Source organism: Methylocaldum sp. GT1BB, from assembly GCF_051027545.1.
Taxonomy (GTDB): domain Bacteria; phylum Pseudomonadota; class Gammaproteobacteria; order Methylococcales; family Methylococcaceae; genus Methylocaldum.
Window position 1 is genome coordinate 3,451,509 of sequence record NZ_CP194902.1, and the last position, 14,285, is coordinate 3,465,793.

Here is a 14,285-nt window from a genome sequence, read left to right on the forward strand (position 1 = left end):
TTCCTTGGCCCGCGGTCGAAAACGCTAGGTTGCGGATTCGGCCAGCGGTTCGCCTTCGTAAGGCGCCGCATAGCCGCATTCCTTGCGAGGACAGACTTTTTCCGTGCCGCGCCGCTTGGTGACTTTCAGCGTCAGGATCGGCCAGCCGCAGTTGGGGCAGGGCTCTGCGACAGGCGGGTTCCAGACGGCGTAGGTGCAACTGGGATAGGTATTGCAGGAGAAGAATAATTTTCCGAAGCGCGACTTCCGCTTGATCAATTGGCCCTTATTGCATTCAGGACAACGTACCCCGGTGTTCTCCGGTTTTTCGAGCGGTTCGATATGCTTGCACTTGGGATAATTGCTGCAGCCTATGAACTTCCCGAACCGACCGGTCTTGATGACCAGCGGCGAGGAGCATTCGGGGCAGACCTTTCCTTCCACGACTTCCGGCGCGGCGGGCGCGGCTTCCCCGTTGATGTTGCGGGTGTATTTGCACTCGGGATAATTGGTACAGCCGATGAAGCGGCCGTTACGTCCGAGGCGTATGGATAGCTGTCCGCCGCATTCGGGACATGCTTCGTCTAGCGATTCGTGAGTAACGTCGGCGCGTCTCAAGCTTTCATCCTTGGCATCGATCAGCGACTTGAACGGATACCAAAACTCGCGCATCAGCGGAATCCAATTTCTTTCGCCGCGCGAGACGGCGTCCAGATCGTCTTCCAAATTGGCGGTGAAGTTGTAGTCGACGTATTGGGTGAAGTGCTCCGTCAAGAATTTGTTGACGATGCGCCCCACGTCCGTCGGATGGAACCGTTTATTTTCCAGCACGACGTAATGACGCTGCTGCAGGGTCGAGATAATAGCCGCGTAAGTCGACGGCCGGCCGATGCCGTACTCCTCCAACGCCTTGACCAGGCTTGCTTCCGTATAGCGCGGCGGCGGTTCGGTGAAGTGCTGAGCGGTGACGATATCGAGCAGATCGACCCATTGGCCTTCTTTCAGCGCGGGCAATAAACTTTCGTCGTCTTCGGTGGATACGTCGTCCCTGCCTTCGAGGTAGACGCTCATAAAGCCCGGATTCACCACCGTCGAGCCTGTTGCGCGAAATACGCCCATCGTGCCGCAGGACAGGTCGACCGAGACCGTTTTGATGGTGGCGTGAATCATCTGGCAAGCGACGGTCCGCTTCCAGATCAGGTTGTAAAGCTTGTATTGCTCGGGACTGAGATAAGGCTTGACTTGTTCCGGCAGCCGAAAAGCCGATGTGGGCCGAATGGCTTCGTGGGCTTCCTGAGCGTTCTTGCTCTTGGTTTTGTATAGAGGCGGCTGCTTGGGCAGGTTTTCTTTGCCGAACCGGGACGCGATCAGCTCACGAATTTCCTGTACCGCTTCATTGGCGAGATTGACCGAATCGGTACGCATGTAGGTGATCAGCCCGGTGGTTTCGCCCCCCAGGTCGATACCTTCGTAAAGCTGTTGGGCGATTGCCATGGTGCGCTTGGTGGTGAACCCCAGCTTGCGAGCCGCTTCCTGCTGCAAAGTGGAGGTAATGAAGGGTGCCGCGGGATTCTTTTTGCGCTCTTTCTCCTCAATCTTCACCACCCGGAGCTTGCCGTTGGCCTCCGCAAGCAGCGAGTTCCTAATCTGGCTCGCCTGTTCTTCAGTGACGATGCTGAACTGTTCCAGCTTCGCGCCGTTCAGGGTGATGAGCCGGGCGCGGAACTTCTGCCCCTCGGTGCTGGCGTCGGCATCGAGAGTCCAATATTCCCGAATCTGGAAGTTCTCGATTTCGATCTCGCGCTCGACAATCATCCGGAGTGCCGGGCTTTGCACCCGTCCGGCGGATAGGCCTCGCCGAATCTTTTTCCACAGCAAGGGCGACAGCTTAAAGCCGACCAGATAATCCAGTGCACGGCGCGCCTGCTGCGCATTGATCAGGTCGGTAGAGAGCGCTTTGGGGTGTTTGATCGCCTCGGTAATGGCGCGCTTGGTGATTTCATGGAAAACGACACGGTGTACCGGTTTATTGTCGAGCACCTTGCGGTTTTTCAGGATCTCGTAGATATGCCACGAAATGGCCTCGCCTTCGCGGTCCGGGTCGGTCGCGAGGAACAAGGCGTCAGCTTTCTGAGCAGCTTTGGCGATGGTTTGTACGTGCTTCTCGTTTCTCTCGATGAGTTCATACTTCATCGCGAAATCATGATCGGGATCTACTGCTCCTTCTTTGGGAACAAGGTCACGGACATGGCCATAGGATGCATAGACCTGAAAATCTCGGCCGAGATATTTTTCAATGGTCTTGGCTTTTGCTGGTGATTCAACAATGACCAGGTTTTGGCTCATCGGAGTTAATAAGGTGCGAGCTATTTGCGTTTAAGAATAAACGATTCTCCGGTTTCTTCTGCGGAGAAGAAATGGAGAAACGGGTGATGTATCAATGCAGATAATTAGGCAGGCTCTCGTAGACGAGATTTTCCATGCGCGCGAAAGCGATTTCTTCGTTGGGTTGGCTGAAAAGTACCATAAGCACAACCCACTTCAGGTTTTCCAGAGAGATGGCTTCTTCGTTGAATGCCATGACACGGTCGATGACCAGTTCGCGGCTTGCCGGCGTAAGGATTCCGCTTTGTTCCAGAAACATCAGGAGACCACGGCATTCGGCATCGAGCTTAGCCGTTTCCTGGGCGGAAAAGATACGAAATGCCGGCGAGGAAACAGGCTTGATCGCATTATGCTCGGCCAACGATTCTAGCCACTCAAAGGCTTTATTGATTTCGGTTTGAGGGAATCCCGCCTCCAAAAGTTCGGTGCGAATCATGTCGGGATCGGGTGTGAGTTCGACATCATCATCCATATAGTTTTCGAAAAGATAAATTAGGACATCGAATACGTTTTCTTTCATTGAGTGGTCTCAACTAAGGGATGCGCAACGGCTAGGAAATTTACTGGGTCCGGAAGTAGCATCCTCCGGGTGTAGAGGCAACATGACCTTGCAGTTCCAACATTAAAAGCATCGAGGCGATAGCTTCCGGCGTTTTTCCTGTGGCTGCCACTAGAGTATCCACAGAGGTTGGGTCGTACGCAATATATTTCAAGAGTTCCATATGGGGTTGGTTGTCGTCCGAATCGGTTTTGAACGAAGGTTTGTAGGCTTGGACGGATAATCGCGCCTCGAATTCCTCGACGATATCCTCAACCGTTTGGATCAGTTTTGCTCCGTTTTTTATCAATTCGTTGCAACCGCGGGAAAGCGGATTGTAAATCGAGCCGGGGACGGCGAAGACCTCGCGTCCCTGTTCGGCTGCGAGACGTGCAGTGATCAAGGATCCGGACCGCGGCGCGGCTTCGACGACCAGGGTACCCAAGGAAAGGCCGCTGATAATACGATTCCGACGGGGGAAATGATCGGCCTTGGGGCCGGTTCCGGGAGGGAATTCGGATACCAAGGCTCCGTTCTGGGCGATGATTTCGTGTGCCAGATTCTGATGACGGTACGGATATACTCGGTCCAATCCCGTGGCGGCGACGGCTATGGTAACACCGCCCGCTTCGAGCGCTCCGGAATGCCCGGCGGCATCAATCCCCAATGCCAGCCCGCTGGTGACAGCAAAGCCAGCGGAGACTAAGCCTGACGCGATTTCTCGCGCAATCCGCCGACCGGACGGCGACGGATTTCTGCTGCCGACAACTGCAATCTGGCGAAATGAAAGGGCCGAAACGTCCCCTTTAACGAAGATCAGCGGGGGCGGATCGGATATTTCGCGCAGCAGCGCGGGATATCGAGGATCGTGCAGCGTGAGGCAATCGTGGCCCGACGCACTCAGCCATTGCAAATCGGCTTCCACGGCCAGCCAATCCGGATGGCAGAGATAGACGATGGTTTCTTCTTTAAGACCTAAGGCGGCTAGATCAGCCGCCTTGGTTTCGAAGAGGATTCTAGGACTGTGGAAATGGGCGAGAATGGCGCAGAACCGCCGGCTTCCGATGAGCGGTGCTCGATGCAGTGCCAGCCAGTAGCACAGGTCTTCTAAGCTTTCCGCGGAGCAGCCTGTCGTCAAGGGGTTGCAGCAATGTCTGACACGTGTATCGCACGTGTTGCGTTCATGACCAGCGCATAACTGACGCGTTCGAAGGGGCGGAAGATCATCAACAAGCCGGCGTGTTCGTCGGGCAAGGCCACGGTTTCGCCGGGTCTCTGGCTTACGATATCCCGTATCGGACGTGCGCTTTGATAAATGTCGAGAACGTGTCCGGTTTCGATGCCGTCGGCGGTTCCTTTGTCGATCACCACGACCTGGTATTGGCCGATCTGCGAGACCCCATCCAAGACACTGATGATATGGGCTTCGATATCTTGCTCGGGCGCACGTGGCTGGAAATAAAGCTCGATTTTTTCTTGCTCGACCGGCATGAGCCGGTCGCCGATAATGGCTTCGCGCTGGGCGCGGGTCAACACCAGTGTTGCCGGGTCGCCGATACGTTGCAGTTGGGCGTCGGCTACGTAGATCGCTTCATAGCCGAGAATGTCGCCGGTAACTGGGTCCTGGTAGGCCGGGCCCGGTCTGAACAAGGTAAATGCCTGGTTCGTGCCGTCTTCGACCGCACGCACGTAAATCCCGTCGCCGATCCCTCCCACGATATGCTCGTCGACAAACGCCACGATATATGGCGCATCCTGTAATTCGCGCTTGTTGACGACCCTGGGTCTACTCAGAAACTGACGGATCGCGTCCATGGGAATGAGCGGCACGGCTCGGGCGATCGGGCTGACTCGAACTTCCGGGCTCAGGCGTACTTCGGACGGCGTTTCGATTTGCAGGCGGGGCTCGCCGTTTACGTAGCTCAGGGCGATCACGTCGCCCGGATAAATAAGATGCGGATTTGCGATTTGGGGGTTGTTTTGCCAAATTTCCGGCCACTGCCAGGGCTTGCTCAAGAACTTACCGGAGATGCCCCATAGCGTGTCTCCCTGGACTACGGTGTATCGGTCCGGATGATTCGGATTTAGCTGAATGTGATCGGCCGACACCGTGCCGACGACGAACGATAAGGCAATACCGATAATGATTCGAAGCGTCATCTTGTCTCCTGCTCATCACGCATGGCGCGGCCATTCGAGTGTGGGAAGCGCTGGACTCACTGCAAGAATTTGTTCGCGATAAGGCATGTGCAACTTTCAAAAACCAATCGAGTCTTAAGGAACGGCGTTCAAAGTCTAGTTGAATTTCGTTAGAATTCCATTGACTTAGGTATTCAGCGTCCACGATAAACGTTATGGCCATCTTAACCATTCTTGAATTTCCCGATGACCGGCTCCGCAAGAAAGCGGTTCCCGTGCCCGTGGTCGACGAGTCGATCAAGCGGCTTGTGGACGACATGTTCGAAACGATGTACGCCGCTCCCGGCGTAGGTCTTGCCGCAACGCAGGTCAACGTCCAAAAACGCATCGTGGTCATCGATGTGTCCGAGGAAAAGAACACCCCGGTTTGCCTGATCAACCCCGAGATCGTGGAGAAGGACGGGAGCGAGGAAATGGATGAGGGTTGCTTGTCGGTTCCCGGTGTTTTCGAAAAGGTAACTCGCGCCGAGACGGTCAAGATTCGTGCATTGGACCGCAATGGCGATGCTTTCGAACTTGAAACCGATGGCCTCCTCGCGGTCTGCATCCAGCACGAGATCGACCATCTGGATGGAAAGTTGTTCGTCGATTATCTCTCGCCGTTGAAACGCCAGCTTATCCGTAAGAAACTGAAAAAGGATCAGCGGCAGCGGACCTCACAGCAGCCGCAGAAAACACGGGCAGTCGTCTGATTTCAAGTCTCCCGATACTTCGGGGGAGTAGGATTCGCTCCGGGCGGAGAGGGTCCTTCTTTTGGTTTACGCAGCGGCACGTAGCTGCGTCTTTGCAATTCGCCACTTCCATCTTATGAAGATCGTTTTCGCCGGCACACCGGAGTTTGCCGTTCCTACCCTCGAGATGCTTTTGGAGGGGCCGCATGATGTCTGTGCGATCTATACCCAGCCCGATCGCCCGGCGGGCCGGGGCCAGAAGCTCAAGCCGAGTCCGGTGAAGCAGTTGGCACAGTCTCGCGGTATACCCATCTTTCAGCCGACCACGCTGAAAGACCCCGAGGAACAGGAGCGGCTCAGGTCTCATGATGCTGATTTGATGGTGGTGGTGGCTTACGGCCTCATCTTGCCCAAAGCGGTTCTGGAGATTCCCCGTCTAGGTTGCGTCAATGTTCACGCATCGTTACTGCCTCGGTGGCGAGGCGCGGCGCCCATACAGCGGGCCATCCTCGCCGGCGACGAGGTAAGCGGCATTACCATCATGTTCGTGGAGCCGCGTCTCGACGCGGGCCCGATGTTGCATAAGAAGAGCTGCAGGATCGCGCCCTTGGAAACGGCTGGAGCGCTGCACGACCGCCTGGCCGGGCTCGGCGCGGAAGCGCTCGCGGAAATATTGCCCGAAATCGAAGCAGGGACGGTGCGGCCCGAGGTTCAGGACGAAACCCAAGTTACCTATGCGGCGAAGCTGGAAAAGCACGAGGCGCGTTTGGACTGGACGATGGCGGCGATCGACCTGGAGCGCCGGATCAGAGCATTCAATCCCTGGCCGGTCGCCGAGACACTTTACCGGGGAGACATCTTACGGATTTGGCGGGCTGAGAGCCTGGATGAACCCGCGGGGGCAGAGCCGGGAACGATTCTTGATCGCGGCAAGACCCTGGATGTCACCACCGGCAGCGGAGTACTCCGGCTGCTGGAAGTTCAGCTTCCGGGAGGGAGGCGGATGACGGCTCAGGCATTTCTGAACGCGCATCCGGTTAGATCGGAACGCTTCGGCTGATGGAGTCGAATTCACGCGTATTCGCGGCGGATGTACTCGTTCAGGTGGTGGGAGAACAGAAAACCCTCACGCACGCACTCGAATCCGTCCTGCCCAAGATTCCACGGGAAAACGACCGCGCTTTCGTGCAAGCCCTGTGCTACGGCGTCATGCGCTGGTATTGGCGGCTGGATTATCTGCTCGGGTTGCTGACGCGGAAACCGATCAAGGACCTGGATCTCCGGATGTTGGCCATGCTCGGCTTATATCAACTCAAGTACACTAGGGTAAAGCCTCATGCGGCGGTGGCCGAAACGGTATCGGCGGCACGGCGGAAGGCCTGGGCGAAGCCGCTACTGAACGGGATTTTGCGCACCTATCTTCGGGAGCAGTCGACGCTGGAAGCTCGGGTTGAGGAAAAGAAAGTCGTTGCCGAAGCTCACCCGGAGTGGTTGGCCTCGCAGATACAGCGAGACTGGCCGGGTCGATACACCGAGGTTCTGAGGCAAAACAATCTCGCTCCTCCCATGGTTTTGCGGGTAAACCGCCTGGCGATATCGCGGGCGGCTTACCTGGAGCGATTGGCGCAGACAGGCATTTCGGCCTATGCTTCCCCGGTCGGCGACAGTGCCGTAGTGTTGGAAGGCCCTACGGCGGTAGAGAGGCTGCCGGGGTTCGCGGAGGGTTGGGTATCCGTGCAGGACAGTGCCGCCCAGTTAGCCGCTGCGTTATTGGAGCTGAAGCCGGGTTTGCGGGTGCTCGATGTGTGCGCGGCTCCCGGCGGTAAATTGATGCATGTCCTCGAAACCTGTTCCGGTTTGAAGGAAGTGGTTGCAGTCGATATTTCCCCCGAGCGGGTTGCCAGGATTCACGATAATCTTGCGCGCGCCGGGCTGAACGCCAGGGTGCTGACTGCCGATGCCACGGATCCCGAAGCGTGGTGGGACGGGCAGATTTTCGACCGGATTTTGTTGGATGCGCCTTGCTCCGCTACCGGGGTCATACGGCGTCATCCGGATATCAAGGTATTGCGTAAGCCTTCCGATATTGGCGGGTTGCTGGACTTGCAGCGGCTTATTTTGGATGCCGCTTGGCCGATGCTGGCGCCCGGCGGATTGCTGCTTTACGCTACGTGTTCCATCTTGCGGCAAGAAAACGAAGTGAGAATCGCCGAATTCCTCGAGAATCATTCCGAAGCACGGGAAGTGCCCATCGAGGCGACTTGGGGGGAGGCGGTAAGCCATGGCCGGCAGATATTGACCGGCGATCAGGGAATGGATGGGTTTTATTACGCTCGCATAGTGAAAACCAGCTAGTGCTCCAACGTCTGAGTCAATGGAGCTTTCTTGTCGGCCTTTTACTGGCCTTCGATGCCGTGTGCGCGGATTACGGATTTCGGATCATACGCGCCGAGCTTGTGCCGTCCGGCACCAACTTCGTTTTAAACGCGGATATCGACTACCGTTTCAGCGAGTCCGCCCTCGAAGCCCTGAGACACGGAGTTCCCCTGACTTTGGCTGTTCGGCTCAAGATCAAGCGTCAGCGGCATTATTGGTTAAATGAAACGATCTTGAGTGAAATCCATAAGTTCCGGATTCTCTATCATCCCTTGGGCAGGTCGTTCCAGATCATCCACGAGGGCGGAAATACTGAAAGCTTTGCGAGTCTGACGGCCTTGCTGGAAGCCATGGGTGCGATCCGGGGCTGGTTCATGCTGCCGGCCGATCGCATCGTCGAGGGCAATAGTTACGAGGCGAGCCTGTCGGTAGATCTGGATATAGAATCCTTGCCGCTTCCTTTGCGTCCGATTGCCTACGTTTCCCCAAGCTGGTATCTCGGGAGTTCCTGGTACCGATGGCGCGTCGCAGATTAAAGCCACCGCTCAGTTTAACGATCCTGGTGCTGTTTTCGGCGCTCTTGGCATCGCTTCATTTGATGAGTACGGCGACTCAAGACGCGTCCCAGCTCGGAAAGATGTATTCCTGGCTGGTGCTGATCAACTCGCTGGGATCGGTTTTGCTTCTGGGATTGGTGGGCGCCAATGTCTACTGGCTGCTGAAACAGTTGAAGCGGAAGGCGGCCGGTTCCAATCTCACGCTCCGCATGGTGTTTCTGTTCACTCTGCTAAGCCTGGCCCCGGCCACCATCGTCTTTTATTACTCCATGCAATTCCTTCAGCAGAGCATCGACAGTTGGTTCGATGTCCGCATCGACCAGGCCATGGAGGATGCGCTGCAACTGGGACAAGCCGCCTTGGACGAGCGTATGCGAGCCGTCTTGAAGCAAACCGAGCAAATGGCGGAAGGCTTGGAAGGCTCGCCGGAAGGTCTTGTGCCTATTCGCTTGGCAGAGCTGCGCAGCCATGCCGAGGACGGCGAGCTGACCGTTTTTTCCAAGCAAGGCCGCATCATTGGCTTTATCGGCAGCCAAACCGGAAGAATCATTCCGGACTTTCCGGAAACCGGCGTCTTGTTGCAGGTGAAACAGGGCAAATCGTACGTAGGTCTCGAACCCGACGTCGGAAACGGCCTGCAAATCAGGGCGGTCGTATCCATCGCAGGCGATGACGCGCAATACCTTCAAGGCATTTATCCAGTCCCGTTGCGTGTGGCCGATCTCGCGAAAACCGTCGAGGCGGCTTATGTTCACTACAAGGAGCTTACCTTTCTGCGGGGGTCATTGAAGCTGACGTTTTCCCTGACCCTGTCCCTGGTACTCCTTCTGAGTCTTTTAGCCGCGATGTGGTCCGCGTTTCTCAGCATCCGCCGCATCGTGGCTCCGGTCCGGTATTTGGCCCAGGGCACCAGAGCCGTGGCCCAAGGCAATTACGAGAAGCGCTTGCCGGTGAAACGCAAGGACGAGTTGGGCTTCTTGGTCGAGTCGTTCAACGCCATGACGCAGAAGATCGCCCAGGCAAGAGACGAAGCGCAGCATTCCCGACAGGAGGTCGAGCGCCAGCGCGCCTATCTGGAAACCGTATTGGCGAACCTTTCCTCCGGCGTGTTGAGTTTCGACGAGTCGATGCGGCTTCTGACCGCCAATCAGGCCGCGAATGCCATTCTTCACGCCGAGCTCGACAAGAGCGTCGGCGCTACGATCGGCGAGCTGACGGAAGCACAGCCGCATCTGGCCGATTTGATGCAGATCGTTGGAAATCGATTGGAAAAGGAGAATAGCATCTGGCGCGAAGAAATTCCCTTCCTCGGGCCTAAAGGCCGCCAGGAACTCTTATGCCGCGGAACGCCGCTATTCGGATCGGACGGTGAGTCGCAAGGTGCCGTCGTGGTGTTCGACGATGTCACCGCGCTGATCCAGGCCCAGCGTCAGGCGGCATGGAGCGAAGTGGCCCAGCGTCTGGCACACGAGATCAAAAATCCGCTCACACCGATTCAGCTTTCGGCCGAGCGTCTCAAGCACAAGCTGTCCAAGAATCTGGAGACGGCCGAAGCCGAGGTGCTGGATCGCGCGACCCGTACCATCGTGCAACAGGTCGAGGCCATGAAGACCATGGTCAATGCCTTCTCCGAATATGCCAAACCATCCATTATCCAGTTGCAGCGGATCGATATCGATGCTTTGATCGAGGAAGTCGTGGCGCTTTATCCGCCTCAATCCGGTTTGGAGTTCGAACTCGATCTGGAGCCCACTTTGCCTCCGATTTACGCCGATCCGATCAGAATTCGACAGGTTCTGCACAATATGATCAAGAACGCGCAGGAAGCCATGGCACCGGGGGTGTCGGGTAAAATGGGCATCCAGACGCGTTTGATCGAGGAAAACCGTCATCATTACGTCGAAATCGAGTTGCATGACTCCGGGCCCGGTATTCCGCCCGAGCAGGCTGACCGAATTTTCGAACCTTATGTAACGACTAAATCGAAGGGTACCGGTTTGGGATTGGCCATTGTAAAGAAGATTGTCGAGGAGCATGGGGGAAGCATCCGGCTGGTTTCGGGGCGAGGTGAAGGCGCGCGCTTTATCATACGAGTGCCCATCGCAACCGAAACGGCTGCGGTGCGCAGGCTAGCGATGGAGGTATAAGCGGTGGTCAAAGCGAATATTTTGGTGGTGGATGACGAGCCGGACATTCGCCAATTGCTCCAGGAGATTCTGGAAGACGAGGGCTATCGGGTTGCCGCGGCCGAAAACGCGAGCGTTGCGCGCAAGCTCAGGGCGGAACGCATGCCGGATCTGATTTTGCTGGATATCTGGATGCCGGACGAGGACGGCATCACTCTGCTGAAAGAGTGGCTCCGGGATGACCAGCTATGCCCTGTTATCATGATGTCCGGCCATGCAACGGTCGAAACCGCGGTCGAAGCGACCCGGCTGGGCGCGTACGATTTTCTCGAGAAACCTTTGTCGCTGGCCAAACTGCTGGTGACCGTCGAGCGAGCCCTGGAAAACGCTAGGCTTAAGCGGGAAAACATCGGATTGAAGCGGCGGGTGGACATCCCGATCGAACCCGTCGGCAAGAGTGCCGCCATGGAGCGCCTCCGCGATCAAATCAAGCGTTTGGCGCAGCACGATGCCCGCGTGTTGTTCGTAGGTGAGCCCGGTTCCGGGAAAGAAACCCTGGCGCGTTATCTTCATGCCAACAGCGCGCGGCGCGACGGCCCTTTCGTAGACGTGGGCGTAGGCACGATCGCGCCGCAGTACTCGGCAGTGGAATTTTTCGGCAGGATGGAAGACGGGCGGATTCACTACGGATTGCTGGAGCAGGCGCACGGCGGAACGTTATTCCTGGACGAAGTGGCCGATATGGAAGAGGAAACGCAGTTGCGCCTACTTAGCGCACTGGAATCGAGTTCATTCTCGCGGGTGGGCGGCAGTGAACTGATCAACGTGGATGTCCGCATCGTCGCATCGACCCGAAAATCGTTGGAAGAAGAGGTGCGAGCCGGCCGTTTCAGGCGCGAGCTCTATTACCTGCTGAACGTCGTCACGCTCAAGGTCCCGCCCTTGCGCGAACACAGCGAAGATGTGCCCGAGCTGCTGCGATTTTATGTGGATTACTTCGTGAGCCGGGAGAAATTGCCGTTCCGGAAGTTTCCCGTTCCGGTCCAGAACTTTTTGCGGAATTATCCGTGGCATGGCAATATCCGCGAGCTCAAGAATCTGGTGCAGCGCCTCTTGATCCTGGGCAGCGGGGAAGAGGTAGAGCTGGACGAAGTGAAGGCGGCGCTCGGCGAGTCCTTGGGGGAAGTCGGCGCAGCCGTGGGCCAGCCCGATTTTTATGACCTGCCGCTCAAAGAGGCGCGCGAACGGTTCGAAAAGGCTTATCTCGAGTATCACCTGGAAAAATACAGCGGCAGCGTTGCCCGTCTTTCACATGCCATCGGCCTCGAGCGTACTCATTTGTATCGCAAGCTCAATTCGCTTGGGATCAAATTCAGAGAAAAGCGATAGCATCGCGGCTCTCGAATTTGCCGTTTCCTGTCTTAGTTTCTCTAACTTCTGCTCTCGATAATGAAAATAATCATACTTGGCGCCGGGCAGGTCGGAAGCAGCGTGCTCGCCAGCTTGGCGAGCGAGGCTAACGATATCGTCATGGTCGATACGCAGCCCGCCTTATTGAAGGATTTGCAAGACCGGTTCGACATCGGCACGGTTCAGGGCAATGCGGCGCATCCCACGGTATTGAAGCGAGCCGGGGCGGATGAGGCCGATATGCTCATCGCCGTCACCAGCGACGATGAAACCAATATGCTGGCCTGTCAGATGGCGGATATCCTGTTCAAGATTCCGCGAAAGATCGCCCGGGTCCGCGCCATCGAATATTTCAGCTATCCGGGCATTTTTTCCCCCGAGACCATTCCTATCGACGTCGTCATCAGCCCGGAGCAGATCATCACGCAATTCATCGAGCGGCTGCTCAAGTATCCGGGGGCCTCGCAAGTCCTGGATTTTGCCGAGGGCCGCGTCCGGCTGGTGTCGGTCAGGGCCCATCAAGGCGGGCCGCTGGTCGGGCGGGAAATCCGCGAGCTTCATCAGCACATGCCGAATGTCCATGCGCGCATCACGGCAATTTTTCGAAACGGCCTGCCTGTCATCCCGAACGGAAAAACCATTATTCAGGCGGATGACGAGGTATTTTTCGCCGCATCATCCGAAGAAATCAAAGCGGTCATGAGCGAGCTCAGAGAGCTCGAACGGCCTTACAAGCGACTGATGTTCGCCGGCGGCGGACACATCGGCAAGCGCGTGGCTCAAGCGCTGGAGGGGCGTTATCAGGTCAAGCTCGTAGAAAAGGATTATAAGCGCGCCCAGAAAATCGCCGCCGATCTGAGCAATACGGTGGTATTGGCGGGCGATGCTTCGGACAAGGAGCTTCTGCTCAGCGAAAACATCGAGAACACCGATATTTTCTGCGCCATTACCAACGACGACGAAGCCAATATTTTGTCCGCCATGTTGGCCAAACGCCTGGGTGCCCGCCGGGTGATCAGCCTGGTGAACAAGAGCGCTTACGCGGACCTCGTCGATTCCTCACTGGTGGACCTCGTCCTTTCTCCGCAGCAGGCGACCATCAGCGCCTTGCTGCGTTATGTTCGGCGCGGCGATATCGTTCAGGTCCACTCCCTTCGGCATGGCGCCTCGGAAGCGATCGAAGCGGTCGCCCACGGGCGCCGCGGCAGCTCGAAGGTGGTCGGCATACCCATCGACAAGATCAACATTCCGCCGGGCGTGGTGATGGGGGCCTTGGTCAGGGGGGACGAGGTGATTCAGGTTCACCACGACACGGTGATCGAGGAGGGTGATCACGTCATCATGTTCCTACTCGACAAGAAACTTATTCCCATGGTCGAACAAATCTTTCAAGCTACCGATGTACCGGTCTGATTCCGGAGATTATCTATGACCGACGACGGGTTTCCGATTCGAGACAAATGGGACCGGATCTACCGGGGAGCCGGCGACGCGATTCCCGAGCCGGCACCGGTTTTGGCGGATAATGCGCATCTTCTCCCTGAATCCGGAACCGCCTTGGACTTGGCTTGCGGGCTGGGAGGAAACGCGTTGTTTCTTGCGCGGCGAGGGCTGGAGACCCAGGCATGGGATATTTCTCCGGAGGCGATCAGCCGGCTGAACGTTCATGCCCGACGGCTCGGTCTGGGTCTCCGCGCCGAGACCAGAGACGTGGTCGAGTTGCCTCCCACGGCGGAATCCTTCGACGTCATCGTCATCAGCCGCTTTTTGGAACGGTCTTTGACCTTGGCTATTACAAAGGCGCTGAAACCCGGCGGCTTGCTCTTCTATCAGACTTACACACGAGACAAAGCTGCCGGGATCGGGCCTACAAATCCGGCTTTTCTTCTCGATACGAACGAACTGCCTCGGCTGTTTGGCAGCCTCAGACTCGTGTTTTATCGGGAAGAAGGGCAAATCGGCGATTTGAACCGAGGCAGTCGCAACGAGGCTTTTTTTGTGGGGCAAAAGGCATAGGCGCCGTGTAGCGGTACCTTGCTCACGT

General features: G+C 56.8%; 12 protein-coding genes. 8 read left to right on the forward strand and 4 right to left on the reverse strand.

Annotated features, from left to right (window positions below; all coding sequences use genetic code 11):
• Positions 1-24: 24 nt before the first annotated feature.
• The 4 genes from topA to ACR2TX_RS16850 all read right to left on the reverse strand — a co-directional run bounded on the left by topA (position 25) and on the right by ACR2TX_RS16850 (position 5,062).
• Entirely contained in the window at positions 25-2,325 is a 2,301-nt protein-coding gene (gene topA / locus ACR2TX_RS16835) for a type I DNA topoisomerase (protein ID WP_434130239.1), read from the reverse strand.
• A gap of 91 nt (positions 2,326-2,416) precedes the next feature.
• Positions 2,417-2,884 (reverse strand): DUF494 family protein, encoded by a 468-nt coding sequence (locus ACR2TX_RS16840; protein WP_077731607.1) that lies wholly within the window; start codon positions 2,882-2,884, stop codon positions 2,417-2,419.
• 40 nt (positions 2,885-2,924) lie between these two features.
• Positions 2,925-4,040, reverse strand: a complete 1,116-nt coding sequence (dprA, locus tag ACR2TX_RS16845) for a DNA-processing protein DprA (RefSeq protein ID WP_434130241.1) — start codon at positions 4,038-4,040, stop codon at positions 2,925-2,927.
• On the reverse strand, positions 4,037-5,062 hold the full coding sequence (locus ACR2TX_RS16850) for a LysM peptidoglycan-binding domain-containing protein (RefSeq protein ID WP_077731605.1): 1,026 nt from the start codon (positions 5,060-5,062) through the stop codon (positions 4,037-4,039). Before ACR2TX_RS16850 ends, dprA begins: the two co-directional genes overlap by 4 nt.
• Positions 5,063-5,256: 194 nt before the next feature.
• Between ACR2TX_RS16850 and def the strand changes: the two genes are divergently transcribed.
• The 8 genes from def (at position 5,257) to ACR2TX_RS16890 (ending at position 14,257) form a co-directional block, all read left to right on the forward strand.
• Positions 5,257-5,793, forward strand: coding sequence for a peptide deformylase (def, locus tag ACR2TX_RS16855; protein ID WP_077731604.1), 537 nt, complete (start codon positions 5,257-5,259; stop codon positions 5,791-5,793).
• A 115-nt stretch (positions 5,794-5,908) separates the two neighbouring features.
• On the forward strand, positions 5,909-6,832 hold the full coding sequence (fmt, locus tag ACR2TX_RS16860) for a methionyl-tRNA formyltransferase (protein WP_434130243.1): 924 nt from the start codon (positions 5,909-5,911) through the stop codon (positions 6,830-6,832).
• The gene (gene rsmB / locus ACR2TX_RS16865; RefSeq protein WP_434130245.1) at positions 6,832-8,127 is read left to right on the forward strand and encodes a 16S rRNA (cytosine(967)-C(5))-methyltransferase RsmB; all 1,296 of its coding nucleotides are present in this window, start codon (positions 6,832-6,834) and stop codon (positions 8,125-8,127) included. The genes fmt and rsmB overlap by 1 nt, the downstream gene beginning before the upstream one ends.
• Positions 8,127-8,684, forward strand: coding sequence for a DUF4390 domain-containing protein (locus ACR2TX_RS16870; RefSeq protein WP_434130247.1), 558 nt, complete (start codon positions 8,127-8,129; stop codon positions 8,682-8,684). The genes rsmB and ACR2TX_RS16870 overlap by 1 nt, the downstream gene beginning before the upstream one ends.
• Positions 8,666-10,852: an ATP-binding protein gene (locus ACR2TX_RS16875; protein WP_434130249.1), complete on the forward strand. Its 2,187-nt coding sequence runs from the start codon at positions 8,666-8,668 to the stop codon at positions 10,850-10,852. The genes ACR2TX_RS16870 and ACR2TX_RS16875 overlap by 19 nt, the downstream gene beginning before the upstream one ends.
• A gap of 3 nt (positions 10,853-10,855) precedes the next feature.
• The gene (locus ACR2TX_RS16880) at positions 10,856-12,220 is read left to right on the forward strand and encodes a sigma-54-dependent transcriptional regulator (RefSeq protein ID WP_434130251.1); all 1,365 of its coding nucleotides are present in this window, start codon (positions 10,856-10,858) and stop codon (positions 12,218-12,220) included.
• 60 nt (positions 12,221-12,280) lie between these two features.
• Complete coding sequence (gene trkA, locus ACR2TX_RS16885; RefSeq protein WP_077731598.1) at positions 12,281-13,654, forward strand: Trk system potassium transporter TrkA; 1,374 nt, start codon at positions 12,281-12,283, stop codon at positions 13,652-13,654.
• Positions 13,655-13,669: 15 nt separating this feature from the next.
• Positions 13,670-14,257: a class I SAM-dependent methyltransferase gene (locus ACR2TX_RS16890; protein WP_077731597.1), complete on the forward strand. Its 588-nt coding sequence runs from the start codon at positions 13,670-13,672 to the stop codon at positions 14,255-14,257.
• The last annotated feature ends 28 nt before the right edge of the window (positions 14,258-14,285 follow it).